Genomic DNA, 25,645 nt, shown 5'->3' on the forward strand with positions numbered 1-25,645 from the left:
AAATGAGCAACGCACGCCTGTGTCCGGCGCTGTTCATCACAGCGCCTGCCTCCGGTCAGGGAAAGACAACGGTCACGGCAGCCCTCGCCCGCTTGCACACGCGAGCGGGTCGTCGTGTGCGGGTATTCAAAACAGGTCCCGACTTTCTTGACCCGATGATCCACGAGCATGCCTCGGGATTGCCGGTTTACCAACTCGACCTGTGGATGGGCAGCGAAGCGCACTGCCGTGAACTGCTGTACGAAGCCGCAGGCGAAGCCGATTTAATTTTGATTGAAGGCGTGATGGGGCTGTTCGATGGCGAACCTTCCAGCGCAGATCTCGCCACCCGTTTCGGTATTCCGATGATGGCTGTCATCAGCGGCGCGGCGATGGCACAGACCTTCGGCGCGATTGCCTACGGCTTGGCGCACTATCGCTCCTCCCTGCCTTTCGCTGGCGTACTCGCCAACCATGTCGCCAGCGACAGTCACGCCGAACTGTTGCGCAACAGCTTGCCTGCTGACCTGCACTGGTTCGGGCATTTGTCGCGCCTTGCCACAGAACACGCATTGCCCGCGCGCCATCTCGGCTTGGTACAAGCGGAAGAAATTGCTGATCTCGATGCGCGCTTAAATGCTGTCGCCGATGCATTGGAACAGACTGCGCTCAACACACTGCCTGCGCCCGTTGTATTTTTATCGCAAGAAATGGAAACCCCCGATAACGAAAAAATTTTGCAAGGCGTGCGTGTGGCGATTGCACGCGACACCGCGTTTGCTTTTTTGTATCACGCCAATGTGCACTGCTTAAAAAAATTGGGCGCAGAGATTATTTATTTTTCTCCACTCACCGATAAAGCACTGCCTGTTTGTGATGCTGTATATTTGCCTGGCGGCTATCCTGAATTGCATTTAGATGCACTTTCTAACAATCGATCACTCAAACAAGCGTTGCACGCGCATCACGCCGCACACAAACCCATCGTCGCGGAATGCGGCGGTCTTTTATATTTATTGGAATCACTCGCCAACGCAGAAGGACAGCGAGCCGATATGATCGGCCTGTTGCGCGGCACTGCCAGCATGCAAAAAAAATTAGCCAATTTAGGTTTGCACAGTGTCGATCTGCCAGAAGGTACGCTGCGTGGCCACTCGTTTCATCACTCGCTCACCGAATCACCTTTAACGCCGCAAACCATGACTTACGGAAAACGCGGCAAAGCAGAGCCAGTGTATCGTGAAGGGCGTTTACACGCGTCGTATTTGCATATGTATTTCCCATCCAATCCCACCGCAGTTGCGAGGTTGTTTACACCATGACGGGCACGGTGCATTTTGTCGGCGCGGGTCCAGGTGATCCGCAATTACTGACATTAAAAGGTCGCGACTTAATTGCGCGCGCCGGTGCGATTTTATTTGCCGGCTCGTTGGTTTCTGAAGCGGCCACACAATGGGCACCCGCTGATTGTGAAATTGCCGATTCCAAAGACATGACACTGCAACAAATTGTCGATTGGTTAATTTCACGCGCGCAAAAACATGAAACCGTGATTCGCTTGCAAACCGGCGACCCCGGTTTGTACGGCGCATTGATTGAAATGGTGCAGCCATTGGATGCAGCCGGCATTCCCGTTGCGGTTGTGCCTGGAGTGACTTCCGCGATGGCATCGATGGCAGCGGCTTGCGAAACACTCACGCTGCCAGAAGTGACACAAACCGTCATTCTCACACGCGTGGAAGGTCGCACGCCGATGCCAGAAGGCGAGCAACTCGCTGAACTGGCATCTCACCACTGCACGCTGTGCATGTATCTCTCCATCACTTTATTAAAAACCATCAAAAAAGAATTATTGATAGCGGGATGGGCTGAAGATTCACCCATACTCGTTGTGCAAAAAGCCAGCTGGCCTAATGAAGAAAAAATTGTGCGCGGCACACTCGCCGATATTCGTGAACGCTGTTTAGAAGAAGGTATCACTGCGCAAGCCATGATTGTCGCCAGCCCCACTTTAGGCGCGCGTCACTGGTCCGAATTAAAAAAATCAAAATTGTACGACCCAGCATTCACTCACCGTTTTCGCAAAGCCAGTAAAGAGGAGCCTTCAACATGACGCACACGATTTTATTGGTCGGTCACGGCTCGCGCGATGTAAACGGCAATATTGAAATTGAAAAATTTACCCAGCAGTGGCGCGAACAATTACCGCAACAGCGTATCGAATTGTGCTTTATCGAATTCGCTAATGTATTAATTGATCAAGGCTTAGCGAACGCTGCTAAAGACTCAAAACGCGTGGTGGTGGTTCCTTTAATTCTCAATGCCGCCGGTCATGTGAAAATGGAAATCCCTGAACACATAGAACACGCGCGCAAAAAATTCCCGCAATGTGAATTCATCTACGCACCGCATCTCGGCGCTTGCGATGACATTCTTGCCATCCTACGCCGCCGTTTAACCACCGCCATGGCTGCATTCGATATGCCAGACCCCATCACTACTGGCGTAATTTTGTTAGGGCGCGGATCGTCTGATCGTCAAGCCAACGGCGAAGTTGCCAAAATGGCGCGCTGGTTGCAAGAAGATGCGTTCAGCCGCAATGTGCGTCACGAATTGGTGGATTTTGCTTTCACTGGTATTACTTATCCGCGTTTAGAGCGCGTCGTACAGCGCCAAGTGCAATTAGGCATGTTACATATCGCGGTACTGCCTTACTATTTATTTACCGGCACTTTAATCGAACGCATTAAACGCCAAGTGGCGCGATTACAGCAGCAATTTCCACAAGTTATTTTTCATTGTGGCGATTATTTTGGTTTTGAAAAAGAAATTTTTGCACTGCTGGAAAAACACATTCACGATGCTGTGTATCACAAAAAAACCATGCCCTGCGATGGCTGCCGTTTTCGCGAGATCGCGCACGATCTTGGTCATGGTCATTCACATGACCATTCGCACGACCACAACCATGACCACAACCATGACCACAACCATGGCCACAACCATGGCCACAGCCACCATGCATACGATCACGACCATGATCACCAGCATGTACCAGCGTGAGGAACATCGCTATGACTTACACCACAAATAACAGTGCTACCGAGCAGCTAACTCGCTTAGGTCAGCAGATTGAACATGAATCTTTTGCCACAGTAGATCGCGAAGCGGGTGAACACACTTACACCACAGAGCAATGGCCAGTGGTGCGCCGTATGATCCACGCTACGGCAGATTTTGAATTTAACGGTTTAACAAAATTTCACCCGCGTGCCATCGAAGCAGGTGTGCAGGCTATTTTGAATGGCGGTGCGTTGATCGCAGATGTTGAAATGATTTGTGTCGGTGTTTCTAAACCGCGCTTGGCGCATTTTGGCGTACAACTACATCAATTCATTAGCGATGACGATGTGATCCGCGATGCTAAAGCCGCCGATTCCACACGCGCGGTTTTTGCCATGCGCAAAGCGCATGGTTTAGGTTTACTCGATAACGCAATTGTTGGTATTGGCAACGCACCCACTGCGCTGCTGGAATTGATTCGTTTAATCAACGAAGAAAATGCCAAACCTGCGCTGATTATCGGTATGCCAGTGGGTTTTGTTTCTGCCGCTGAATCCAAAGCTTTAATGGCAGAAAGCAACAGCGTGCCGTGGATCATCACTGAAGGTCGCAAAGGCGGATCCACTTTAGTGGTTGCAGCGATACACGCTTTATTGGCATTAGCGGAGTCCACTCAGAAAAAATCATGAAAAAAATTCCTGCCAAAGAACGACTGCGCACCGGCTTTTCTACCGGTGCTTGTGCTGCCACCGCCGCGCGCGCAGCGACTTTGGGTCTACTCAACGGCACGGTGCCTGATCAGGTTGAAAGCCTATTACCGAATGGGCAACGCGTCACTTTTTCTGTACATGAGAGTAGTTGTACCGCAGAAGAAGCACACGCTGTGATTGTGAAAGATGCGGGTGATGATCCGGATGTCACGCACGGCGCACACATCACCGTACATGTACGCCTATTAAAAAACCGTGTCGATGTGATTGAGCTTCATGCAGGTTCTGGTGTTGGTACCGTGACACAACCAGGTTTGGGTTTAGAAGTTGGTGGCCCCGCTATCAACCCTGTACCGCGCAAAAACATTGCCGAAAATTTACGCGAAATAGCGAGTGAATTACTTACACAACATGGGTTATCCGTCACGATTTCTGTGCCTGGCGGTGAAGAGATGGCAAAAAAAACCACCAATGCGCGCTTAGGCATACTCGGTGGCATTTCCATACTCGGCACCACCGGTATTGTGAAACCGTATTCCACCAGCGCATTTCGTGCGAGCGTGGTGCAAGGTATACAGGTCGCTGCGAAAATGGGTTACGACACTGTTGTTTTAACAACGGGCGGCCGCACCGAAAAATTTACTATGAAAGAATTGCCGCATTTAGGCGACGCTTGTTTTATTCAAATGGGCGATTTTTTGCGCTACGCATTAGATGCCTCTGTGAAATGCAATATTCGCGAAGTCGTCATCGGTGGCATGGTGGGCAAGCTCGCCAAAATGGCGCAGGGCGAAACGATTACGCATGCCGGTCGCTCTGAAGTGGATACTGGTCTATTGGCTGGTATTGCTGAAACATTAGGTGCATCCCATGAAGTCTGTGAAGCAATACGCAACAACGAAACCGCGCGTTTTGCCAGCGAGCAAATGGCAACACTAAATCTCACGCAGGAATTTCACGACGCGCTCGCGCAGCGCGTGATCAGTACCATTCTTTCTCGCTACCCAGAAAAATTTCGCTTGCGTGTGCTGGTGTGTGATTTTGACGGCAATAAAATTTCTGAGGAAGTATCCGCATGAAGATGATGCACCGCTGCGCTGTGATTGGCGTACTCGACAACGGTAGCGACGGTTTGAATACGCACGCTCTCAACACACTGCGCCAAGCGGATGTGGTGATCGGCAACTACCGAACACTCGCATTGTTTGCACCAGAATTGAAAGCGGGCTGTGTCACGCATGAGTTAACCGGCAAATTAAGCCAAGTGCCCACATGGATACGCGAGGCACAAAACGATCACACACGCTGTGCCGTATTAGCCACGGGCGATCCTCTGTGTCACGGCATCGCCAGTTATCTCGCCGCGCAATTGTGCGTGGAGGCGATAGAAGTCTTTCCCAATACTTCCACCATTCAATTGGCTTGCGCGCGCATTGGGTTGTCTTGGCAAGATTTGCGCATTATTTCCATACACAGCAAAGATGCGGGCGAGTGGCAGGAAGGCTGCACGCCACAACACGGCTTGTATGCGCTGCGACAAGCACTGGCACTGCATCACAAACTTGCTGTACTCACCAGCCCTGACAATACACCGGAGCGCATTGCGCGTTTATTGCTCGCCGCCAATTTGCACAACGATTTTCAGATGGCGATTGCAGAAAATCTTTGTACCGACGAAGAAAATATCATCACCGATTTATCTGTCGACGAAATTGCTAAAAAAACCTTTGTTGATCCGAATGTTGTCTTGTTGTGGCGCAACACACCGATCAACAAACCGGTTTTATTGGGTTTAACCGATAACAGTTTTCAGCAGCGCTATCCCGAAAAAGGTTTAATCACTAAACAGGAAGTGCGTACGGTTTCATTGGCAAGACTGCAATTGCGTAGTGATAGCATCGTATGGGACATCGGCGCAGGTTCCGGCTCAGTGGGCTTAGAAGCGGCTCGCCTGTGCAGTTACGGCCATGTGTATGCCATCGAAAAAAATGTCGGCGATTGTGAAAATGCACTCGCCAATCGCACTGCAATGGGCGCACACAACTACACGCTGTTACATGCCAAAGCGCCAGAAGGTTTAGAACACTGGCCAGACCCCGATGCTGTTTTTATCGGCGGATCCGGCGGCGAATTGGGCAATTTGATTGAACTCATTGTTAAACGCCTGCGCCCTAACGGTCGCTTGGTGATGAACTTTGTCACTTTTGAAAACATTGCTGTGGCGATGGAAAAACTCAAAGCACTACCCGTCGAATGGGATATTACACAGATGCAATGCTCGCGTAGTAAGCCTGTTTTAGACATGCAAAGACTCGCGGCTGAAAATCCGGTATGGATCATCAGCGTAAAAAAATCTACCCATAAAAGTGAGACCTGAGATGGCAACAGGTACCTTAATCGGCGCATCGCTAGGCCCTGGTGATCCGAATTTGATTACCCGAGCAGCATGGAATGCGCTACACAGTAATGCATTGTGGACTTATCCCATTCGCAAAAAAAATGGTGAGAGTTATGCGCTAGGCATTGCGCACGCGGCAGGTCTTGCTACGCCTGCTGATGCACAAGCGTTAATTTTTCCGATGACGCACGATCAAGAAAAACTCGCGCACTATTGGCTGCAAGCGGCAGAAACTGTGTTAGCTGTTTTACGCAGTGGCCGCGATGTAGTTTTTCTGGTGGAAGGCGATGCCTCCACTTACTCCACTTTTGGGCATTTAGCGCGCACCCTGCACGCACTCGACAGTAATGTGACGATTAAAACCATTGCTGGCGTTACCGCTTACAACGCTGCCAGTGCATCACTCGGTATGCCCGTTGCCGATACCTGACACATCGTTATATTATTCCCGCTGTAAGCTTATGTTGAATTTGTTGAGCATTTACTCACTGACTTCGACAATTGTTTTGTTGGGCAAAGCTGTTGTTGTGACGGATCGTTTTGTTAAACAGTTGATTGAACATACACGCTTGTCGAAAATCTGGTTCAGCGCTCGAACGCGACGTACATGACATACGCACACTACGCGGGTGAAAAGTGAATCCACTCTCTCGCTGCTGTTGGTTAAAAACCCCTATCGCCAACGCGGCACCATTCAAAAAGGCTGTAGGAAAAAAACCGCATGAGCGATCCCGTACTCCATGATCTGCGCGTCGTACTTGTCGCGATTACCAAACACGGCGCCAAACAAGTGGCAGCTCTAGCGCCCGCTCTGCCCAATGCAGGTACCTCGGCATCGGAAAAAGTATCCGGAGAACTGGGCAAATCCACCAACAAAACTTCATATTTAGAAAGGCGCGATGAAAGATGAAATCGAGCCACTGTTTGCTAAATACGATCAAATTATTTTCTTTGTTTCCTTGGGTGTTGTGGTGCGTATGATTGCACCTTATCTCAAATCTAAAGATGAAGATCCAGGTATTATTGTTGTAGATGATGCTGGACAGTTTGTGATTCCTGTTTTGTCTGGCCATGTTGGTGGCGCGAATGCCTGCGCGGAACAGTTAGGTGATTTATTGGGTGCAACACCGATACTCACCACAGCCTCTGATGTTGGAAAAACCATCTCAGCCGATATTCTTGGCCGCGGTTTAGCTGGAAGTTGGAGGCACCAAAGATCAATGTTACACGCGTGTCTGCGGATGTGGTTAACGGTGAATTGATTGCATTTGTGCAAGAAGCGGGCTCACCGCATTGGTGGACGCGCCCGAACCCACTGCCGGACAACATTCATCTTTTTCAACAATTTTCTGATGTCGATTTATCGCGTTACAAATCGGTGCTGTGGGTCACACACGCAGAAGTTTCTGAAGCACAATGGCAGCAATTGCACGAACGCCTTGTGGTGTATCGCCCACCGCTGGAGGCGGTATGAAATTATCCGTCGGGCTAGGCTGTGATCGCGGCGCGTTATTGGAAACACTCAATAGTGCATTGGATGCGGCGCTGACCAGTATCAATGCCACGCGAGCGCACATCGCTGTGTTTGCCACTATCGACAAAAAAAATGATGAGGTTGCTTTCCTTGATTTAACGCGCAGTGAAAACAAAATGCTGCTGTTTTTTACAGCCGAGCAACTCGCGCAAGTGCGTGTACCCAATCCATCCAATACCGTGTTGAAATTTATGGGCACGCCCGCCGTTGCTGAAGCAGCGGCGTTATTAGCAGCCGATACCACACTGCAAGATTTGCTAGTAGAGAAACACAAACTACGCGGCACAGATGGAAAAAATGTCACCATTTCTATTGTGAGAATCCCTCTATGAGTAACGGAAAAATTTTCTTGGTTGGTTTAGGTCCTGGCAGTGAAGCGCACATGACGGCGCGTGCGCGCGAAGCGATCGCTGTTTCCGACACCATCATTGGTTACACCACCTATATTAAATTAGTGGCAGATTTAATTGAGAACAAAGAAGTTATTCGCAAAGGCATGACTGAAGAGTTGGATCGATGCCACGAAGCGCTGTCGCGCGCACGAGCAGGAAAAATCGTTTCGCTGATTTCTTCCGGTGACAGCGGCGTATACGGTATGGCCGGTCCCACTTACGAAGTGCTATTGGAAAGTGGCTGGAAACCGGGTGATGGCGTGGAAGTGGAAGTGGTGCCGGGCAGCTCCGCGATTAATAGCTGTGCCGCATTGGTCGGCGCACCTTTAACGCACGATGCCTGCACCATTTCTTTATCGGATTTGTTAACACCGTGGCCGACGATCATGCGTCGCATTGAAGCAGCCGCACGCGCCGATTTTGTTATCGCGTTATACAACCCCAAAAGTGGGCGTCGCACACAACAAATCGTCGAAGCACAACGAATTTTGTTGCAATATCGCAAGCCTGAAACGCCCGTCGCGCTGTGAAATCGGCTTATCGTCCGCCAAAACATTGAACTCAGCACGCTGGAAAAAATGGCAGAAGCGGATATCGGTATGCTCCACGGTGTTGATCGGCAACAGCAACACTTTTGTGCGCGAAGGTTTGATGGTGACGCCGCGCGGCTACGCCAATAAATACACCACAGCTATTGGCAGCGACGCCGTACGAGAAGGCGAGCAATCCGGTCGTTCACTGACTAGCGGCTTACTCGGCTGGAAAGCACTGGCGCGCGAATGGCTGCGAAGCAATCCCAACAAAAATTTGCGCGATGCATCTGCACATTTTGATATGCCTATCGGCAATTTGTTGCAGGCCGTTTCTACACTGGCCGAAGGCGAAGCGGCAGCACCTTTTTATGCTGTCTGCATTCAACAGCAAGATAATGAAAAAGCGCTAGATATTGCCAGACAATGGCCAAAAATTCGCGGCATCGTGCGTCAAGGTAACGGCGCAATTGCCGAACTGCTGATGGACTCACTCGGCTTTTCACACAAAGGCGATTGGCTCAATTTAATCACTGAGCATTTCCATTTACACATTAAATGGAGTGAAGTAGATCGCGTCTGGTTACTCGCCGAGCAAACAGCATCGCAAGAAAAAACAGTGCAGGGTTTGTACTTTATCGACAAACACGACAACGCTATTTTTTCACTACTGCCACGCGATAACAAACCTGTATTCGATATCGCCACATTACAAAAACAAATCGCCTTAGTCGTTAGTGATGCCGATGTTTATGGCGACGAAGAGAGCAACAGCGATGAGTAAGTTAATTGCTACCGCACAAGCGTCACTGGAAAAACCCAAGCTGGGCGAATACAAACGCCACTTGATTGTCTGCACCGGTCCACGCTGTACGGAAAATGGCGAATCGCAACAATTATTCGATAGCCTCGGCGCTAAATTTAAAGCGGCAGGTATCGATAATGGTGCACTGCGTGTCAAACGCACGCGTGCGCACTGCTTTGCCACCTGCAAATCAGGCCCAGTGATGGCGGTACAGCCCGATGGCGTGTGGTACTACAATGTCACCGATGCCAATATGGATCGCATTATTCGCGAGCATTTAGTCGGTGGCACGCCCGTTGAAGATCTGATTTACCACCGCGCAGGTTGCGATGTATGAGCACTATTTCCCCAACACATCACAGCATTGTTTGGTTAGTGGGTGCAGGCCCCGGTGATCCGGATTTGTTGACCATCAAAGCGCTGCGTTTAATGCAGCTAGCCGATGTGGTGATTTACGATCGTCTCGTGTCTGATGACATCATGGCGTTAATTCCCGCTGAAACACAAAAAATTTATGTCGGCAAAGCGCGCAGTGAACACAGCGTACCGCAGGGTGGCATCAACCAATTATTGATAGACGAAGCGTGCAGCGGAAAAAAAGTCTTGCGCTTAAAAGGCGGTGACCCATTTATTTTTGGTCGTGGCGGTGAAGAAATTGAAGAGCTCGCGGCAGCTAATATTCCTTTTGAAGTAGTACCGGGCATCACGGCCGCCAGCGGTTGCGCTGCTTACGCGGGGATTCCTTTAACGCACCGCGATTACGCGCAATCCGTGCGTTTTATCACCGGCCATTTAAAAAATCACGAGGTCAATTTGCACTGGCCAGAATTAATGGATCCCACACAAACATTAGTTTTCTATATGGGACTCATTGGCTTGCAAGCGATTTGCGAACAATTGATTGCACATGGACGCGATCCGCAAACGCCCGTCGCTCTCATTGAAAAAGGCACCACGCGGCAACAGCGCGTGGTGATTGCCACACTCGCCACTATCAACGAACGCGTACACGCTGAAAATGTTACCGCACCGACGCTAACGATTATCGGCGATGTTGTCACTCTGCACGAAAAATTGCAGTGGCGCTAATGCCTTTTATTCCACTGCTATCAATTTTATTGGATAGCGCACTGGGTGAACCACGGCGCGCGCATCCACTGGTTTTTTTTGGTCGCTGCGCCAACATTATCGAAAATTACTTTCATCCCAGTGCTAAAGCGTCTTTTGTTAAACAACAGTGGTGCGGATTTTTAGCTGTGCTGTGTTTATTGCTGCCGATCACACTTCTGGCGCTGATGCTGGTAAAACTTCCCACCATCGGTACTTTCTTTTCTATCGCACTACTCTATTTGTGTTTAGGATTAAAAAGCCTGTGTGAACACGCTAACGCCATTCGCATTCCACTAGAAAGCAATTCTCTTGATGATGCTAGAAAACAAGTGGCGATGATTGTCAGTCGTGACACAGAAAATATGGATGAAACGCAAATCACACGCGCGACGATTGAGTCTATTTTAGAAAATGGTAACGACGCTGTTTTCGCCACGCTGTTTTGGTTTTTCGTGTTCGGCGCACCTGGCGCAGTTTTGCTGCGTACGGCGAACACGCTAGATGCAATGTGGGGCTACCGCACCGATCGCTATCATTATTTCGGCACTTTTGCCGCAAAGCTGGACGATGTATTGAACTGGATTCCCGCTCGTCTCACTGCGTTCACTTTTGCGCTATTGGGCAACTTTAAACGCGCACTGCATTGCTGGCGCACGCAAGCCTCTTTTTGTGCAAGCCCAAACGGCGGACCGGTGATGACCGCCGGTGCCGGCGCCTTACAAATTACGCTGGGCGGCACGGCGTCTTATCACGGCGAAATCAAAGAGAAAATTATGATGGGTGAAGGCATTCCACCTCAAACAGCAGATATCGCTCGCGCATTGCAATTAGTGCAGCGCAGCACTGGCCTATGGATTTTTCTCTACACAGTTTTTTATTTTTTTTATGCTTGAGCACGGTGGAAAACTGCGCAGCGCAGTCAAGCAATACAATATTCCACTAGAAGATTGGCTTGATCTTTCCGCTGCCTTAAATCCCACACCGTTTCCTGTAGGAAAAATTCATCACACCGTATGGCATCGCCTACCGGAAGATGATGACCCACTCATCACACTCGCAGCGCGTTATTATCAAACAGAACACCTGCTACCCGTTGCCGGTTCACAAGCAGCTATACAAACGCTGCCTTTTTTATTTAAGCGAGCTAAACGCGTTGGTGTTTTGCGTATCACTTACAACGAGCACGCGCACGCATGGCAGCGCGCCGGCCATACCTTATACGCACTGGATGAAACAGAGATTGACACACAAATCGAACACTTGGATGTGCTGTTATTGGTCAACCCCAACAACCCCACCGGCAAAGTTTTTGCACGCGAACAACTATTGCAGTGGCACGCCTATCTAAAGAAAAAAAATGGCTGTTTGATTGTCGATGAAGCCTTTATCGACTGTAATTCACAACACAGCTTAGTGACACACACACAGCAAAGTGGCTTGATTGTGTTGCGCTCGCTCGGAAAGTTTTTTGGTTTGGCTGGTGCGCGTGTCGGCTTTGTATTTGCTGAACAAAACTTGCTCTCTGCTTTACGCGAAGCACTAGGGCCTTGGCCGATCAGCCATCCTTCGCGCATCGCCGCGCAACGCGCGCTGTTTGATGTGGCATGGCAGGAACAGCAGCGCACATTGCTCCCACAACTCTCATCGCGCTTATCGCAACTACTCTCTGCGCACGCGCTCACACCCACCGGTGGCTGTGCACTGTTTCAATGGCTGCGAACACCGCACGCACACAGCATCCACCAACAGCTCGCGGCGCGAGGCATTCTCACGCGCTACTACACCGAACCGTCAAGCTTACGGCTTGGCTTGCCTGCCACCGAAGCGCAGTGGTCGCGGCTGGCGGCTGCGCTAGCTGCATTGCAATCCCCCTAAGTTTCCTACGGTTGTCCTGACTGCCAGATAGGGCTACAGTGCCGCCCGCTGTTACAGGTTCCGGCGCGTCTTTCTGGCCGCTGGTGAAATGGGAAGTTGGTGCCATCGCTTGCGATCATCCCAACGCTGCCCCCGCAACGGTAAACAGGTTTAGGTTGGCAACACGCCACTGTGCATCGCTCACAAGAGCCGCATGGGAAGGCGCCAACCGGCAATCGCCACCTGTGAGCCCGGAGACCGGCCTGCGACACACGGGAATCAAATTCCCAATAGCTACGATGAGCGGAGGGCTTCATCCGGCTGGTGTGCAAGGATGTCTCGCCTGTTCCGTATCCCTCCTCAAACGCATGTCACTCACATCGCATTGAGGTTTTTATGAAATATTTTTCACTGCACACCACACTATCCATCACTCTACTCGCTACATTGACGCAACCCGTTTTAGCGGATGACGACAACACAAAAGCAGCCGACAACACGTTAAAAACTGTTTTAGTGACGGCAACGCGCACAGAAGAAACTGCCGCCAGCACTCTTGCTCCCGCCACAGTTTATACACAAGAAGACATCGAACAGTTTCAAGCCAATAGCGTGACAGAATTATTGCGTCGTATTCCCAGCGTGAGCATCAGTACCGCAGGCGGTCAAGGTTCCGTTGCGAGTTTATTTTTACGCGGAACAGACTCAGAACACACTTTATTTTTGATCGACGGCCAACGCATTAACAGTGCAACACTCGGTAATTCGCCGCTGGAATCGCTGGATATTAATCAAATTGAGCGCATCGAAATTGTGCGCGGCCCGCGCTCTAGTTTATACGGCGCAGATGCTATTGGTGGTGTGATACAAATTTTCACCAAGCAGGGTGGCAAAGCGGGATTGCATCCAAAAATTTCTTACGGTTTTGGGAAAAACGGCACGCAGGAAACAGTGTTGAGTGTGAACGGCGCAAAAGATGGCTTCCGTGGCAGTTTTTCTGCTTCTCACTACGGCACCAATGGTATTGATTATTTGATTGATGATGCTGGCACCAATTTTGATCGCGATGCATATCGCAATACCACAATCGGCGCGTCACTAGGCTATCACTTTGATAATGACGCCGATATTCAGTTATCACATTATAAATCCAATAGCGAAAACGAATACGACAATGGATTTTTACCCACCGCTCAGCCCTATTCAAGATCAGGCCTAGAAACCACTTCTTTCAAATGGGAGCAGCCTGTCGTTAGTGATATTTGGAAAAGCACCGTGCAACTTGGCGAAACGAGAAATACATCAGAAGATTTTGATGATTTGAACAAAGCTACTTTCAGTAAGTTTGTCACGCGCCGGACTTCTGCGAGCTGGCAGAACGATTTTTCTTTCAAAACAGGCGAGGTCAATCATGTATTTACCGGCGGCGTGGATTACTACAACGATGAAGTAGAAAGCACATCCACTTTCACTGACGCTACGGGAAAACCGGTTAAAGAACGCGACAATGTCGGCACTTTTCTCCAAGAACAAATGGAGATAGGTAAACACCAATTAGTATTGGGTTTGCGCAATGACAACCACGAGCAATACCACAACAACGCCACCGGCAATATCAGTTATGGCTATACACTGCGCGACGATTTGAAGTTCGTCACTTCTTACGGCACTGCATTTCGCGCACCAACATTTAATGATTTGTTTTGGCCTATCACGCCTTGGTCAGCGGGCAACCCTAACTTAAAACCAGAAGAGTCCATCAACTATGAGATTGGGTTAAAAGGCACGCCATCTTGGGGTACTTGGTCTGTCAATGTATTTGAAAATAATGTCGATCAACTGATCGAATGGGCAGAAGTACCCGCTGGCTCTTGGTTTTATACACCGAGCAATGTCGATAAAGCCGAGATTCAAGGTGTGGAATTTGAATTAGCCACTGCGATTCAAGAGTGGAACATCGCCTTCAACACCAGCTATATCGATGCGCGTTATGACGGCAAAGGAGCTGATCACGATAATCTTTTAATTTATCGCCCACGCACCAGCATGAATTTAGATGTCAGTCGAAATTGGGGGGCATTTGAATTCGGCACAGAAGTGATTGCACAAACCAAACGCTACACTGATCGCGGGAACAACAATGTTGAAGGCGGCTACGGCTTGGTAAATTTACGCGCCGGTTACAACCTCACGAAAGAAGTGAAGCTGCAATTAAAACTTACCAATTTATTTGATAAGGAATATCACCTCAACGAACGCTACAACACGGAAGGCTTTGGTTATATGGCAACTATCACCTACACACCTGCGTTGTAATTAACACACGCTCTTACTGCCCCGCACCTGCTGTGTTATCCAGCAGGCTGCGCGTGGCGCGCTCAACAAAAGCAGCGAGCGTTGTCGCCATTTGTTTGTTTTCCACCTCATCATTCAACAATTCTGCATGCGCCGTTTGTTTGACATCGTAGCGATACAATTCCGGTGTAGCATTGGGTCGTTTAATCACGATATGACTGTCGCGCACATAACCGACAATTTCATCATTGCCTGATGGTTTAATCAGCGCAAAACCCGTGTCTTTCACCGACAATACATCGCGCCCCCAACATTGATGCGTAAACGAATCACCAATCAAACCCATCACGGTTGGAGCAATGTCATTTTGTGTTGCAACGCGATCGGTAGTCGCGCCAAAAGTTTCACGCACTTTAGGGCCAATAATTAACAGTGGCACACGAAAGCGCAGCAAATCAATATCCGTGACTTGATTGCTGGTGCTAAACCCGTGGTCACCTACCAAAACAAAAATCGTGTTGTTATACCAAGGCTCTTTTTCAATTTTTTGGAAGAACTGTCCCAACGCCCAATCCGCATAACGCATTGCCGTTAAATGTTCGTTCAAGATGCCTTGTCCTGTAACTGCCGGAACCGGCAGCGGCGTAGGCATGGCATAAGGCGTGTGATTCGATAAAGTTTGCAGCATCGCAAAAAACGGCTTGTCATTTTTTGCGAGCACATTTAATTCTGTGACGGAGCGATCAAACATATCTTGATCAGACACACCCCAAGTAGGATTGACGAAAACAGGATTCACGAAATCATCGCGACCAATAAATTTTGTGACATCTTGATTGCGAAAAAATCCTTCTTGGTTATCCCAAGAAAAAGAACCGTTATAGATGTAGATGTTTTGATAGCCCTCTCTGTGCAACAGCAAGGGCAAACCAGAAAACTTGTGCGTACCTTCCGGCTCCTGCATTAAGTATTCATAGCCGGGCAAATTGGGGAAACACGCGAACGTGGCAAACATCCCTTGATGCGTGTGCCGTTGAAAATCGCGTGAACAACAGGCCTTGTTTGGCAATTTGGTCAAACGAAGGCGTGATGTTCAGATCATTCCCCAGCGCACCGGTAAACACACCAGAAAAACTTTCCATCAAAATAACAACAACATTAGGTTTTTTTTCATTGGCAGCGTGTGTAATCGGGCTGCCTTTGTGTGTGCGTAACAGAGGATGCTCTTTGCCGCCCACCAACGCGTCTTGAGGTGTGAGCAATAAATCTTTCACAATTGCTGTCGCCTGCTCTATCGGCATGGCATTCAGCCAAAAGTTTTTATCGGTTTTGCCATTGCCAGTGCGCGTAGCTTTATACAAAGTAAACACGCCGTTCAAACCCAAATGGTTAGCAAAAAGATTTTGTCCGTGAAATGCGTCGCCCCAACGCAATGGCGGACCTTCGCGCAGCGTGCCGCGCGCGCCCAGCACTAACGCAAACATCACAACCACGCAAAGCACAAAGCGCAACCACCAAGGCGCTGCATTTTTACCAATCAGTTCGCTTTGTGTCGCTCTCAGCGTTTTTGCACTCAACCAGCGATAGAAACAATAAATCAATCCAGACAACACTGCCCACGCCAATAAGTAGCGAAACAACGGAAATCCATTCCACAACATACTGATAACTGTTTTAGGGTCTTGCTTCATGTACTCAAACACTAAACTGTTGAGCCTTTGATGGAACTCACGGTAAAAATCCAACTCAGCTATACAGAAAAAAATGGAAATTGACGAAACAAAAGAGAGCCAGACAATAAAAAACTTACGCAGTCTAGATGATGCAGGGAAAATAAATCCAGCCAAAAGCGGTACAGAAAAAATACTGACCACCATCAAATCAAATCGCAAACCGATACCAAAACTTATCCACACATCTTTTGCAGATAACGCACTGGCTAAATCAATGTTGTAGCGATACAGCGCCACCCGCGCCAAGGAAAACAGCATCATCATTGTGAGCATAGCCAACAGCATAAATTTGCAGTGACTGGCTAAAGTGTATTGTTTATTCATTGATGAATTGCTCACTCAGAAACCTCTATGCGAGAAAACCGTAACAGCCGCGAACGCCCTTGTTCAGCCACAAGGATAGAGCCATCACTCTCTTCTAAAACTGATTGTGGCGCGTGCAAGTGCGAAGCCACGGCATAAAAGTTTTTGTAATCGTAAAACCAGAGATGCCCGCTATTGGTAATATCTTCGGTAATCCAAATACCTTTATCGGTGCAACGCAAAAACCCTGCGCCGCGCATCTTAGCGGGAATATGGCGCAGCTTGCCATCCACATACTCCAACAAGTCGGGGATTTTGTTATCGACCACAAAGATGCGTTTATTTTTGTCCACGCACACGCCTTCGCCGGAATCAAAGCCGCCCACCAATTCTTTTTGTTGATAGGTTTTGGGATCAATGTCGAGTAGGCGACCATTGGCAGCATCTTCAATCACCAACCAATGCCCATCCGAATTCAACACTATCGATTCCGGTTTGACGATAGTCAGCAAGGTTTGCATCACGCCATCTTTCCAAAACAGCATCGACTTTTCTGGATACCCTGCGTCAACACCACGCCACCGTTGTAAGGCAGCAAGCCATCAGGTTTGTATAAATCCTTCTGCCAGCACCGTGTATTTTTGCGCTGGAATATCCAGCTTAATCAACCGTCCTTTGCCTTTATCTCCTAGATGCTGTTTCTCCGACAGCGTGGCAAAAATGCTGTTATCGGGCATACGCGCCAAGGAAACGATGCGGTCTAAATTGTCTTGCGCCACCGTTACTGTCCAGCCCTCCGCCGCCGTAACCGGCGCAAAACGCAGCCAAGCCAGCGTGCCCAGCACTAATGCGGCACTGACGATGAGACACAGTAAAACGGTTTTTTTGTGGCTGAATGACTGCTTAGAAAAAGGCATGAATCGACCCGGATATCCGCACGCAAAGGTGCGGCATTCAAGCAGGGCAAACGTGAAGAGATTGTGAATGTTGCCAGCGATTAACTGGCTAATTTTTCCTCACAAAAGGCAGTAATGGCGCTGCGAATTTTCTTCTCAAACATCGATAGCACCATGCTCAGTTTTATTTCGACATCCACCTGATGCGGCTGCAGCGTCAGCGTGCCGCTGGCACCGCTGCGGTGAAACTCCACGCGCTGCCCATGCCATGTGCTGACAATTTGATACTCGTCCTCGAGCGTCTCAATCAATTCATCAAGCGCAGCGCGCACGGCGCGCTCTGGCAATTTGTGCGCATGGCTAATTTTGATTGTCGCCATGCGTTTACTTGCTCACCTTGAAATCCGCTTTGATTTTTTTCTCCACCATCACTTTTTTCAAGCGCGCGTACTGCGGCACACCATTTTTGTACGGTGGATAATCTTCACCTTGAATCAGCGGCGCCAAATACTCACGGCAAGCTGGCGTGATACCAAAACCGTCTTTGCTGATGTAATCGCGTGGCATTTTTTTCTCGACATTGGCGACTTTTGCCAGCGGCGCTTCGGTAATTGTCCAACTGTATTTTTTGCCCGTGCCGCGCGTGATCGCAGGCATCACTGCATTTTTTCCTTTTAGCGCCATTTCCACCGCCGCTTTACCCACTGCATACGCCTGCTCGACATCGGTTTTGGATGCGATATGGCGAGCTGCGCGCTGCAAATAATCTGCCAGCGCCCAATGGTATTTGTAACCCAATTCCTCTTTCACCATTTGCGCGAGGGTTGGCGCCACGCCGCCCAACTGTTTGTGACCAAAAGCATCCACAGAGCCGGCATCCGCCAAAAAAGTGCCGTCTTTGTACTGCGCACCTTCACTGGCCACTACCACGCAATAACCATTTTTAGTGACGGTTTCTTTTACACGCTTCAAAAATTTGGCTTTATCAAACGCAACTTCTGGAAACAAAATAATGTGTGGCGCATCGCCTTCCTGTTCCGCTGCCAAACCACCGGCAGCAGCAATCCAACCGGCATGGCGCCCCATCACTTCCAAAATAAAAACTTTGGTGGATGTTTCACACATCGAAGCCACATCCAGCGCCGCTTCTTTTGTTGAAACGGCAACATATTTTGCGACCGATCCAAAACCAGGGCTGTTATCTGTAATCGGTAAATCATTGTCGACTGTTTTAGGCACATGAATGGCTTGGATTGGATAACCCATCGTTTCTGACAACTGCGAAATTTTTAAACAGGTATCGGCAGAATCGCCGCCGCCGTTGTAAAAGAAATAACCGATGTTGTGCGCGCGAAACACTTCAATCAAGCGTTCGTATTCAGCGCGATGTTGATCAAAACCTTTTAATTTATAGCGGCAAGAACCAAACGCACCTGATGGCGTATGAATTAACGCATGAATAGTCGCAGCACTTTCTTTACCGGTATCGATCAACTCTTCGCGCAATGCACCGATGATGCCATTTGCGCCCGCGTACACTTTGCCAATTTTGTCACTGTGTGCGCGACAGGTTTCAATTACACCCGCCGCTGAAGCGTTAATGACCGCAGTCACACCTCCCGATTGCGCATAAAACGCATTTTTCTTGGCAATATTTTTTGGAGTCGATTTTTTGCTGACAGGCATAAAAGTTCCTAGTGATCAGGTGATATATGTCAACGAAAGTTGAGATACGCGATGCGCCATCTTACTGAAAGACCTTATGAGATAAAATGCTGCTTGGCGACACGGGATACCTGTGGTTTACTGAGCCTGCCGCCGGATATGGTCGGCGAGAAACACAACATCTCAAACTGACAAAAGGAAATCTATCATGATGAAGAAAATTGCCACTATCGCAGCTCTGTCCTCTGTTGCCCTGTTAGGCGGCTGTGCCACAGGCTACACTCCGGTTTCAACTGGCTTAATCACCAATGTGAAAGGCCCCATCGTGGCCACCTCTCACCGCGGCACTAGCAAAACTGGTACCGCTTGTGCGTCTACCATCATCGGCTTGGTCAACAGTGGCGACGCCTCTATTGCAGCAGCTAAAGCCAATGGTGGCATCACCGAAGTGTCTACTGCTGACTTCCACACACAAGGTTTCTACCCCTTCTTCGGTAAAACTTGCACCATCGTTAAAGGCGACTGATCAGCTCGCAGCAGAAGGCTCCCTCGGGAGCCTTCTCTTTATCTGGCTTTTGTAACATCCGCAGCCCCTCCCCTCACTTTTCACTAGCACCGCCCCCACAATCCAGCGAAAATAGCGCCCCCGATTCCGACAACGATTCACCGAGGAGCTTGCCGTGGATTTTGAATTCAGCCCCGATCAGCAACAGTTCATTCGCGATGTGCGCGCTTTCTTGGCAGAAGAAGCCAAGAAACCCTACGCCAAGGAAGTCATGAGCCCCGACCGCGAAGCCGACTCTATGCTGGCTGACAGCCCTGAACGCCGCGAATTCAACAAGCAACTGGCCAAGAAACGCTTCCTCGGCATGAGCTGGCCCGTGGAATACGGCGGCCAAGCCAAAGAGGGTATTTTCGAATACCTCGTCAACGAAGAGCTGGCCTCCGTGGGCGCACCTTTGATCGGCAAAGGCGTAGGTTGCGTGGGCAAGACGCTGATTCGCCACGGTTCTGAAAAACAAAAACGCGAATTTTTGCCACAAATCCTCAACGCCGACATCGAATTCTGTTTGGGCTATTCCGAGCCTGGCGCGGGCTCTGACCTCGCTTCCCTGAAATTAAAAGCGGAAAAAGTCGACAGCGGCTGGAAAGTGAACGGTCAAAAAATCTTCAACACTTCCGCACATTTTGCCGAATGGTATTGGCTCGCGGCGCGCACCGATTTTGAAGCGGCGAAACACAAAGGCATCTCTTTATTTTTGATTCCGATGAACTCCGACGGCATCACCGTGCGCGAAATCAAAACCATGGGCGACCATCGCACCAACGAAGTGTTTTTTGACGATGTGTTCGTACCGGAAGACGCACTGGTCGGCGAGCTCAACAAAGGCTGGGTGTACATCTGCGAAGCACTCGACTACGAACGCTTCACGCTCTACACCGTCGGCCCACTACAGAAAAAATTTGAAGTGTTTGTCGATATGATCAAACAGGAAACACGCGACGGTCAGCCATTAAAAAATGATCCACATGTGCGCAAATTGGTCGCGCAATTGTCTACTGATTTAGAAACTGCTGTGATGTTGCAACGCCGCGTCATTGCTGCCGCCGTGAAAGGTGGCGTGCCGACCGTTGAAGCGGCAATGTGTAAATTGTTCAGCACACAACTCGGTCAACGCCTTGCCAATGCTTCGCTCGATATTCTCGGCCCTAGCAGTATGTTGCACGAAGGTGTTGAACACGCACCTTGCCACGGTAAATGGGAACATTCACTGCGCGCGACTGCGTTGGACACCATCGGCGGCGGCACTTCTGAAGTGCAAAAAAATATCATCGCGCGCCGCGGTCTTGAATTGCCGCTGGTGATGTAAAAAAATGACCCCTCCACCGCTACGCGGCACCTCCCCTATTACATAGTGGAGGATGCGATCTCCCCCTGCGAAGTAGGGGGAGTGCCCCAGAGGGGCGAGGGGGTCAAGGAGTGTTTGTGTCGGAACTACCGCAACAAATTCAAGACTGGATAGGCAAAGTTGTCGTCGTTGATGAAGCCGAAGTGTGCGTGGAGCAATCTGCCATCGAAAACTTTTGCTCTGCAGTGGAAGACGGCAACCCGCGTTACTGGCAAGAAGGCATTTCACCGCCGGGGATGTTGAGCGCGTACAACCGCCCGCATCCGTGGACACCAACGCGCGGTAATCAGCCACAAAATCGCCCGTTGGAATTGCATTTTCGCGTCAAAGATTTACTGCAACTGCCGCGCGGTATTGTCAGTGAACTCGGCTTTGAATTTGGTGTTGCCGTGCGCGTGGGCGATAAGTTGCGCGCCGAGCAATCACTGCGCGAAGTGAGTGAATTGAAAACCAATAAACTCGGCACGGGTCGTAGTTGGGTGATTGATGTCACTTACAAAAACCAGCGCGATGAAATCGCCGGCATCGAAACACTGAATTTTTTCGGCTACAACAGGAATTGATCATGCCCGCACTGACTGCCGCTAGCGTACAAGTGGGTGACACCATTCCTGAACAGCGCACAACTTTAAGCGCGCAAAAAATTATCAGCGCAGCCGCCGCGACGCGCGACTGGCAGCCCATCCATCACGATCACGCAGCTGCGACCAAAGCGGGCTTGCGCGGCATTATTCTCAATTCGCCATCGCAAGCCGGCTGGATTAGCAAATTCATCACCGACTGGGCGGGCGCAGCCGCCGACATACGCAAAATGTCATTTCGTATGAAAGATTCTTTTTGTCCTGACGACGAAATGATTTTACGCGGCGAAATTACTGCCAAAGATGAGCAAAGCATCACAGCCGTTATCACGCTCAATACGGGCGATGTGGCAAAAACCACGGCTACCGTAACCTTTACACTGCCACACTAAAAAATCACAACGATAAACGCTTGAAGATTTTTTCAGGGATGTGGCGAATGATTAGCATGATGTATTGCCAGAACCACGGCGCGTAAATTACATCACTTTTTTTCTGAATACCGCGCTCAATGCACTGCGCAATTTGCTCTGGTTGCGCCCACAGCGGACCACTTTTATCCATACCCGCCGTCATCGGCGTATCGACAAAACCGGGCTTAACCGTCAGCACCTGCACATCTTTTTTTGCCATGCGATTGCGCAAACCACTGGCAAACACCGTCACCGCCGCTTTACTCGCGCCATAAAAATAATTGCTCTGCCGCCCGCGATCTCCAGCGGGCGAAGAAATCAACACCACGCTGCCTGAGTTTTTTTGCGCCATGCGTTCAGCAAACAAGACCGCTGGTTGCATATAACTCATGGCGTTGATTTCAAACAGCGGACGAATGCTATCGATATTTTCTTCTAACGATTGTTGTGTGGGCATACTGCCCTGCGCAAACAAAACTACATCCACCACCGACCATGTTGTATAAATACCACCAACTAGCTCTGCGTAATTTTGTGACTGAGAAAAATCAGCAATCTGTATCAACACTTCCCGCGCACCGCGCGTCAGCAAATCATTTTTAACGGCTTCTAGCTTTTGACTATCTCTGCCCAACAAATAAAAACTATCGCCCTGTACCGCACGCAATCGCGCCCAAGCCTGCGCAATCGCCGAAGTCGCTCCCGCTATAACAATATTCATGTACTCTCCTTTATTTTATTACGGACAAACGCGACGCCAAAAGCTGGAAGAAAACTTTGGATCAATATACGCAGAAAACGCGTCAAGGTTTTTATAACTCAACTGAAACATTACTGGCGACATACGCGCATCTTTGGCTGGATAAATAGCGCCTTCTGCCTCGCGCACAATAGCATCCAAATCATTCAGTAAATTCAAAGTGCTCGCGCCGAGATTAGGGAAATCCAGCGCCAAGGTGTAGCCGCGACGCGGAAACGAAAGCATCCCGGGTGAAGGCAAATCACCAAACTCTTTCAACACACTGAGAAAAGAAGCCTGACCGGATTGCGCAATTCTCGTCAATAAAGCTTGTAATGCGGCACGCGGTTCTTTGGTGGCAACACATTGGTACTGCAAAAATCCGCGTGGCCCGTAGATGCGATTCCAGTGATGGATATTATCCAAGGGATAAAAAAAGCTATCGTAATCCAAACGCGATTGTTTTCTGCGCGCACGCAACTTGCGAAAATACAAAGCATTGAACGCCTGCACACTGTAGCGATTCAACACATAGGGAGGGAAAGTAATCGGCACAGACAACTTCTTTTTAGGCTGATGCACCACAGGTAACGCAGTATCTGCACAGTGATTAGCGCGTGAAAAAATACTGCGCCCCAGAGCATTACCTTGCGCCAAACAATCTATCCACGCCACGCGATAGCGATGCGTCTCGCGCGATTGTTCAAACAGCTGTAAACAATGATCTAGATTGTCGCACTGAAAAGAATCGTCCTGCACAAAGGCATTGTGTACGGGAATTAATTGCAACTCAGCCCAAGTAATAAAGCCCGTTAATCCTAAACCACCGATCGTTGCTGCGAATAATTCTGGCTGTGCTGTTAGCGAACACAGCAACCGCTCTCCACTGCTGCGCAACAATTCAAATGACTTTATATGTCGTCCAAATGTGCCGTCAGCGACATGATTTTTTCCGTGCACATCGTTGGCAATCGCACCGCCCACTGTCACAAACTTTGTTCCAGGTGTAACGGGTAAAAACCATCCTTCTGGCACGCATAAGTTCAAAATATCTGCCAGCGTAACGCCAGCTTCACAACACAGCACACCCGTACTTTTATCGAACTGAATAAAATGATCGAGATGGCGCGCGTGAATTAAAGCACCACCATCGTTCAAACAACTATCGCCGTAACTACGACCCAAGCCATATGGCAACAAAGAAACTTCGACTTGTGGTAGTGAATCTTGCTGCCAACAAAAATCAAATTCTTTTTGTTGGTAATGGAAATAGCGCCCCCAAGAATGACGCGTTGCTGTCATTAGAAATTTGCTCCAACAACCATAAATACTCCGGCCAAAACAAAGAACAGCCAACTGAGGCGATCACGCAATGCAAAAATGACTGGATCGTCGTGCATCTCTCCTCTACCAGTGATCAACCATACACGACCCAGCCACAACGCCATAATGGGACACAACAACCATAAATAGCGTGGACTGCTATACAACGCAGTAACCGTGGGGCTATTGATGTACAAAGCTAAAACCAATACGCCCATCATGGCACTTGCCGTGCCCAAACCGATCAACACAGGTGTATCGGTTGTTCGATAACCACGATATTGTATAGAAGTATTGCTGCTATCTACTTCTACAATTTGCAATTCTGACAAACGCTTTACTATGGCCAAGCTAAAAAAGATGAAACATGAAAAAGCTAACAACCAAAAAGAAGTTTCAGCCTGAGCAGAGAATCCGCCCGCTATCACGCGCAAAGCGTATAAACCAGCTAATACAGCGACATCAAGTATAGGAATATGCTTCAAACGCAGTGTGTAAGCTTGCGTTACGACAAAGTAGATCAACAAACTATAAAAAAACTTCAACGGCAGCATGAATGAGATCAACACCGAACTCAGCGCCAAAATTGCAGCTACCGCCAATCCCAAAGGAATTGCCAATACTCCACTGGCAAAAGGCCTTTTACATTTACTGCGATGTTGCCGGTCGGCATCTAGGTCACACAGATCATTCAGCACATAAGAAAATGATGCACAAAAACCAAAAACCAAAAAGGCCAGCAGCGTATCGCGCAACAATTCCCATTCCAGAACGCGATGCGCCGCCAGCAAAGGCACAAATATCAATGCATTTTTCGCCCATTGGTGAATGCGCAGAGCACGCAGCAACACCGCCAGCGTTAAGCCACTCTGCAAATCAAATTTTTCCGTGAATACAATTTTCTCGTTGATTTTTTTTGTCTCTGCAGGACTGGCATTAACCAAATAACACTGTCGCGCTCTTTCCCAACAAGGACAATCTACTGTACTGTTTCCAGCATAATCAAAGCCCTTTTCACCAAACTGATTAACCATCGCATCCGCTTTGGCTTTTCCTGTGAGGTTTTTATCTGTCGTAGCAAGTACGCCAGAGAAAAAGCCGTAGCGTGCAGCCACTTGTTCTGCCACATCACTGTACGCGCCTGTCACTAGATACAGGTCTCTGCCTTGATTCTTTTCACGCTGCAAAAATGCCGCGAACTCCACATTCTCTGGCAGCAAATCCACGCGCAAAGCACAGCGTGCTGCAAGCGATCGCTTTACAAACGCAATCCCGCGAAAACACCACAGAGGCAACAGCAAAATTACCCAAGGTTGCTGTTTAACCGCACCAATCAGTAACTCCAGCAATGTGTCTATCTTTAGCAGCGTGCCATCCATATCGACACAAAGTGGAATCGGGTTGCTCATAGC

General features: G+C 49.2%; 28 protein-coding genes, 2 pseudogenes and 1 riboswitch. Of the genes and pseudogenes, 22 read left to right on the plus strand and 8 right to left on the minus strand.

Annotation, left to right across the window (positions count from 1 at the left end; genetic code table 11):
• Window positions 1-2 precede the first annotated feature (2 nt).
• The 18 genes and pseudogenes from R3E63_01175 (at window position 3) to R3E63_01260 (ending at window position 14,691) form a co-directional block, all read left to right on the plus strand.
• Window positions 3-1,301 carry a cobyrinate a,c-diamide synthase gene (locus tag R3E63_01175; protein MEZ5538575.1) on the plus strand — a complete coding sequence of 433 codons (1,299 nt, stop codon included), beginning with the start codon at window positions 3-5 and terminating at the stop codon, window positions 1,299-1,301.
• On the plus strand, window positions 1,298-2,092 hold the full coding sequence (gene cobM, locus R3E63_01180) for a precorrin-4 C(11)-methyltransferase (protein ID MEZ5538576.1): 795 nt from the start codon (window positions 1,298-1,300) through the stop codon (window positions 2,090-2,092). Before R3E63_01175 ends, cobM begins: the two co-directional genes overlap by 4 nt.
• The gene (locus R3E63_01185) at window positions 2,089-3,042 is read left to right on the plus strand and encodes a sirohydrochlorin chelatase (GenBank protein MEZ5538577.1); all 954 of its coding nucleotides are present in this window, start codon (window positions 2,089-2,091) and stop codon (window positions 3,040-3,042) included. The genes cobM and R3E63_01185 overlap by 4 nt, the downstream gene beginning before the upstream one ends.
• A gap of 11 nt (window positions 3,043-3,053) precedes the next feature.
• Entirely contained in the window at window positions 3,054-3,731 is a 678-nt protein-coding gene (locus R3E63_01190) for a precorrin-8X methylmutase (protein ID MEZ5538578.1), read from the plus strand.
• Window positions 3,728-4,831, plus strand: a complete 1,104-nt coding sequence (locus R3E63_01195; GenBank protein ID MEZ5538579.1) for a cobalt-precorrin-5B (C(1))-methyltransferase — start codon at window positions 3,728-3,730, stop codon at window positions 4,829-4,831. Before R3E63_01190 ends, R3E63_01195 begins: the two co-directional genes overlap by 4 nt.
• Window positions 4,828-6,129, plus strand: coding sequence for a precorrin-6y C5,15-methyltransferase (decarboxylating) subunit CbiE (gene cbiE / locus R3E63_01200; protein ID MEZ5538580.1), 1,302 nt, complete (start codon window positions 4,828-4,830; stop codon window positions 6,127-6,129). Before R3E63_01195 ends, cbiE begins: the two co-directional genes overlap by 4 nt.
• A gap of 1 nt (window position 6,130) precedes the next feature.
• Window positions 6,131-6,580 (plus strand): precorrin-2 C(20)-methyltransferase, encoded by a 450-nt coding sequence (locus R3E63_01205; protein ID MEZ5538581.1) that lies wholly within the window; start codon window positions 6,131-6,133, stop codon window positions 6,578-6,580.
• Window positions 6,581-6,871: 291 nt separating this feature from the next.
• Window positions 6,872-7,060, plus strand: a complete 189-nt coding sequence (locus tag R3E63_01210) for a hypothetical protein (GenBank protein MEZ5538582.1) — start codon at window positions 6,872-6,874, stop codon at window positions 7,058-7,060.
• A complete protein-coding gene (locus tag R3E63_01215) occupies window positions 7,050-7,412 on the plus strand; it encodes a hypothetical protein (protein MEZ5538583.1) in 363 nt (120 codons plus the stop codon). Before R3E63_01210 ends, R3E63_01215 begins: the two co-directional genes overlap by 11 nt.
• The gene (locus tag R3E63_01220; protein MEZ5538584.1) at window positions 7,382-7,624 is read left to right on the plus strand and encodes a cobalamin biosynthesis central domain-containing protein; all 243 of its coding nucleotides are present in this window, start codon (window positions 7,382-7,384) and stop codon (window positions 7,622-7,624) included. The genes R3E63_01215 and R3E63_01220 overlap by 31 nt, the downstream gene beginning before the upstream one ends.
• Entirely contained in the window at window positions 7,621-8,016 is a 396-nt protein-coding gene (locus tag R3E63_01225; protein MEZ5538585.1) for a cobalamin biosynthesis protein, read from the plus strand. The genes R3E63_01220 and R3E63_01225 overlap by 4 nt, the downstream gene beginning before the upstream one ends.
• Window positions 8,013-8,606: a precorrin-3B C(17)-methyltransferase gene (gene cobJ / locus R3E63_01230; GenBank protein MEZ5538586.1), complete on the plus strand. Its 594-nt coding sequence runs from the start codon at window positions 8,013-8,015 to the stop codon at window positions 8,604-8,606. Before R3E63_01225 ends, cobJ begins: the two co-directional genes overlap by 4 nt.
• A 79-nt stretch (window positions 8,607-8,685) precedes the next feature.
• On the plus strand, window positions 8,686-9,390 hold the full coding sequence (locus R3E63_01235; GenBank protein MEZ5538587.1) for a ChuX/HutX family heme-like substrate-binding protein: 705 nt from the start codon (window positions 8,686-8,688) through the stop codon (window positions 9,388-9,390).
• Entirely contained in the window at window positions 9,383-9,748 is a 366-nt protein-coding gene (locus tag R3E63_01240; GenBank protein ID MEZ5538588.1) for a ferredoxin, read from the plus strand. Before R3E63_01235 ends, R3E63_01240 begins: the two co-directional genes overlap by 8 nt.
• A gap of 29 nt (window positions 9,749-9,777) precedes the next feature.
• Window positions 9,778-10,500 (plus strand): annotated as a pseudogene (cobA, locus tag R3E63_01245) (uroporphyrinogen-III C-methyltransferase).
• Window positions 10,500-11,414, plus strand: coding sequence for an adenosylcobinamide-phosphate synthase CbiB (cbiB, locus tag R3E63_01250; GenBank protein MEZ5538589.1), 915 nt, complete (start codon window positions 10,500-10,502; stop codon window positions 11,412-11,414). Before cobA ends, cbiB begins: the two are co-directional and overlap by 1 nt.
• Window positions 11,407-12,396: a threonine-phosphate decarboxylase CobD gene (gene cobD, locus R3E63_01255; GenBank protein MEZ5538590.1), complete on the plus strand. Its 990-nt coding sequence runs from the start codon at window positions 11,407-11,409 to the stop codon at window positions 12,394-12,396. The genes cbiB and cobD overlap by 8 nt, the downstream gene beginning before the upstream one ends.
• 38 nt (window positions 12,397-12,434) lie before the next feature.
• Window positions 12,435-12,657: riboswitch (cobalamin riboswitch) on the plus strand.
• A gap of 114 nt (window positions 12,658-12,771) precedes the next feature.
• Entirely contained in the window at window positions 12,772-14,691 is a 1,920-nt protein-coding gene (locus R3E63_01260; GenBank protein ID MEZ5538591.1) for a TonB-dependent receptor, read from the plus strand.
• 13 nt (window positions 14,692-14,704) lie between these two features.
• Here R3E63_01260 and R3E63_01265 read toward each other — a convergent pair.
• From R3E63_01265 to R3E63_01285, 5 genes and pseudogenes are all read right to left on the minus strand, one after another.
• A pseudogene (locus R3E63_01265) lies at window positions 14,705-16,727 on the minus strand (LTA synthase family protein).
• An 11-nt stretch (window positions 16,728-16,738) separates the two neighbouring features.
• Window positions 16,739-17,251, minus strand: coding sequence for a hypothetical protein (locus R3E63_01270; GenBank protein MEZ5538592.1), 513 nt, complete (start codon window positions 17,249-17,251; stop codon window positions 16,739-16,741).
• 57 nt (window positions 17,252-17,308) lie between these two features.
• Window positions 17,309-17,623: a hypothetical protein gene (locus R3E63_01275; GenBank protein MEZ5538593.1), complete on the minus strand. Its 315-nt coding sequence runs from the start codon at window positions 17,621-17,623 to the stop codon at window positions 17,309-17,311.
• Between the two features lie 80 nt (window positions 17,624-17,703).
• On the minus strand, window positions 17,704-17,982 hold the full coding sequence (locus R3E63_01280) for a polyhydroxyalkanoic acid system family protein (protein MEZ5538594.1): 279 nt from the start codon (window positions 17,980-17,982) through the stop codon (window positions 17,704-17,706).
• 4 nt (window positions 17,983-17,986) lie between these two features.
• A complete protein-coding gene (locus R3E63_01285; protein ID MEZ5538595.1) occupies window positions 17,987-19,255 on the minus strand; it encodes a 6-phosphofructokinase in 1,269 nt (422 codons plus the stop codon).
• A 220-nt stretch (window positions 19,256-19,475) separates the two neighbouring features.
• Here R3E63_01285 and R3E63_01290 point away from each other — a divergent pair, with 220 nt between their 5' ends.
• The 4 genes from R3E63_01290 (at window position 19,476) to R3E63_01305 (ending at window position 22,150) form a co-directional block, all read left to right on the plus strand.
• Window positions 19,476-19,793: a TRL-like family protein gene (locus R3E63_01290; protein ID MEZ5538596.1), complete on the plus strand. Its 318-nt coding sequence runs from the start codon at window positions 19,476-19,478 to the stop codon at window positions 19,791-19,793.
• Between the two features lie 154 nt (window positions 19,794-19,947).
• Window positions 19,948-21,138 carry an acyl-CoA dehydrogenase family protein gene (locus R3E63_01295; GenBank protein ID MEZ5538597.1) on the plus strand — a complete coding sequence of 397 codons (1,191 nt, stop codon included), beginning with the start codon at window positions 19,948-19,950 and terminating at the stop codon, window positions 21,136-21,138.
• Window positions 21,139-21,254: 116 nt separating this feature from the next.
• Window positions 21,255-21,740: a MaoC family dehydratase N-terminal domain-containing protein gene (locus R3E63_01300; protein MEZ5538598.1), complete on the plus strand. Its 486-nt coding sequence runs from the start codon at window positions 21,255-21,257 to the stop codon at window positions 21,738-21,740.
• 2 nt (window positions 21,741-21,742) lie between these two features.
• Window positions 21,743-22,150, plus strand: a complete 408-nt coding sequence (locus R3E63_01305; GenBank protein ID MEZ5538599.1) for a MaoC/PaaZ C-terminal domain-containing protein — start codon at window positions 21,743-21,745, stop codon at window positions 22,148-22,150.
• Window positions 22,151-22,154: 4 nt separating this feature from the next.
• Here the strand turns inward: R3E63_01305 and R3E63_01310 are convergent, their stop codons facing one another.
• The 3 genes from R3E63_01310 to R3E63_01320 are packed head-to-tail and all read right to left on the minus strand — an operon-like array spanning window position 22,155 to window position 25,642.
• Window positions 22,155-22,892 carry an SDR family oxidoreductase gene (locus R3E63_01310; protein ID MEZ5538600.1) on the minus strand — a complete coding sequence of 246 codons (738 nt, stop codon included), beginning with the start codon at window positions 22,890-22,892 and terminating at the stop codon, window positions 22,155-22,157.
• An 18-nt stretch (window positions 22,893-22,910) separates the two neighbouring features.
• The gene (locus tag R3E63_01315; protein MEZ5538601.1) at window positions 22,911-24,212 is read right to left on the minus strand and encodes an FAD-binding oxidoreductase; all 1,302 of its coding nucleotides are present in this window, start codon (window positions 24,210-24,212) and stop codon (window positions 22,911-22,913) included.
• Window positions 24,212-25,642: a UbiA family prenyltransferase gene (locus R3E63_01320; protein MEZ5538602.1), complete on the minus strand. Its 1,431-nt coding sequence runs from the start codon at window positions 25,640-25,642 to the stop codon at window positions 24,212-24,214. Before R3E63_01320 ends, R3E63_01315 begins: the two co-directional genes overlap by 1 nt.
• Window positions 25,643-25,645 lie beyond the last annotated feature (3 nt).

It is taken from the genome of Pseudomonadales bacterium, assembly GCA_041395665.1.
Classification (GTDB): domain Bacteria; phylum Pseudomonadota; class Gammaproteobacteria; order Pseudomonadales; family UBA7239; genus UBA7239.

Coding starts and splice junctions, on each gene's coding strand:
- R3E63_01175 (MEZ5538575.1), top strand. CDS start 3: ATGAGCAACGCACGCCTGTGTCCGGCGCTGTTCATCACAGCGCCTGCC.
- cobM (MEZ5538576.1), top strand. CDS start 1,298: ATGACGGGCACGGTGCATTTTGTCGGCGCGGGTCCAGGTGATCCGCAA.
- R3E63_01185 (MEZ5538577.1), top strand. CDS start 2,089: ATGACGCACACGATTTTATTGGTCGGTCACGGCTCGCGCGATGTAAAC.
- R3E63_01190 (MEZ5538578.1), top strand. CDS start 3,054: ATGACTTACACCACAAATAACAGTGCTACCGAGCAGCTAACTCGCTTA.
- R3E63_01195 (MEZ5538579.1), top strand. CDS start 3,728: ATGAAAAAAATTCCTGCCAAAGAACGACTGCGCACCGGCTTTTCTACC.
- cbiE (MEZ5538580.1), top strand. CDS start 4,828: ATGAAGATGATGCACCGCTGCGCTGTGATTGGCGTACTCGACAACGGT.
- R3E63_01205 (MEZ5538581.1), top strand. CDS start 6,131: ATGGCAACAGGTACCTTAATCGGCGCATCGCTAGGCCCTGGTGATCCG.
- R3E63_01210 (MEZ5538582.1), top strand. CDS start 6,872: ATGAGCGATCCCGTACTCCATGATCTGCGCGTCGTACTTGTCGCGATT.
- R3E63_01215 (MEZ5538583.1), top strand. CDS start 7,050: ATGAAAGATGAAATCGAGCCACTGTTTGCTAAATACGATCAAATTATT.
- R3E63_01225 (MEZ5538585.1), top strand. CDS start 7,621: ATGAAATTATCCGTCGGGCTAGGCTGTGATCGCGGCGCGTTATTGGAA.
- cobJ (MEZ5538586.1), top strand. CDS start 8,013: ATGAGTAACGGAAAAATTTTCTTGGTTGGTTTAGGTCCTGGCAGTGAA.
- R3E63_01240 (MEZ5538588.1), top strand. CDS start 9,383: ATGAGTAAGTTAATTGCTACCGCACAAGCGTCACTGGAAAAACCCAAG.
- cbiB (MEZ5538589.1), top strand. CDS start 10,500: ATGCCTTTTATTCCACTGCTATCAATTTTATTGGATAGCGCACTGGGT.
- cobD (MEZ5538590.1), top strand. CDS start 11,407: ATGCTTGAGCACGGTGGAAAACTGCGCAGCGCAGTCAAGCAATACAAT.
- R3E63_01260 (MEZ5538591.1), top strand. CDS start 12,772: ATGAAATATTTTTCACTGCACACCACACTATCCATCACTCTACTCGCT.
- R3E63_01270 (MEZ5538592.1), bottom strand. CDS start 17,251: ATGCTGTTTTGGAAAGATGGCGTGATGCAAACCTTGCTGACTATCGTC.
- R3E63_01275 (MEZ5538593.1), bottom strand. CDS start 17,623: ATGCCTTTTTCTAAGCAGTCATTCAGCCACAAAAAAACCGTTTTACTG.
- R3E63_01280 (MEZ5538594.1), bottom strand. CDS start 17,982: ATGGCGACAATCAAAATTAGCCATGCGCACAAATTGCCAGAGCGCGCC.
- R3E63_01290 (MEZ5538596.1), top strand. CDS start 19,476: ATGATGAAGAAAATTGCCACTATCGCAGCTCTGTCCTCTGTTGCCCTG.
- R3E63_01305 (MEZ5538599.1), top strand. CDS start 21,743: ATGCCCGCACTGACTGCCGCTAGCGTACAAGTGGGTGACACCATTCCT.
- R3E63_01310 (MEZ5538600.1), bottom strand. CDS start 22,892: ATGAATATTGTTATAGCGGGAGCGACTTCGGCGATTGCGCAGGCTTGG.
- R3E63_01315 (MEZ5538601.1), bottom strand. CDS start 24,212: ATGACAGCAACGCGTCATTCTTGGGGGCGCTATTTCCATTACCAACAA.
- R3E63_01320 (MEZ5538602.1), bottom strand. CDS start 25,642: ATGAGCAACCCGATTCCACTTTGTGTCGATATGGATGGCACGCTGCTA.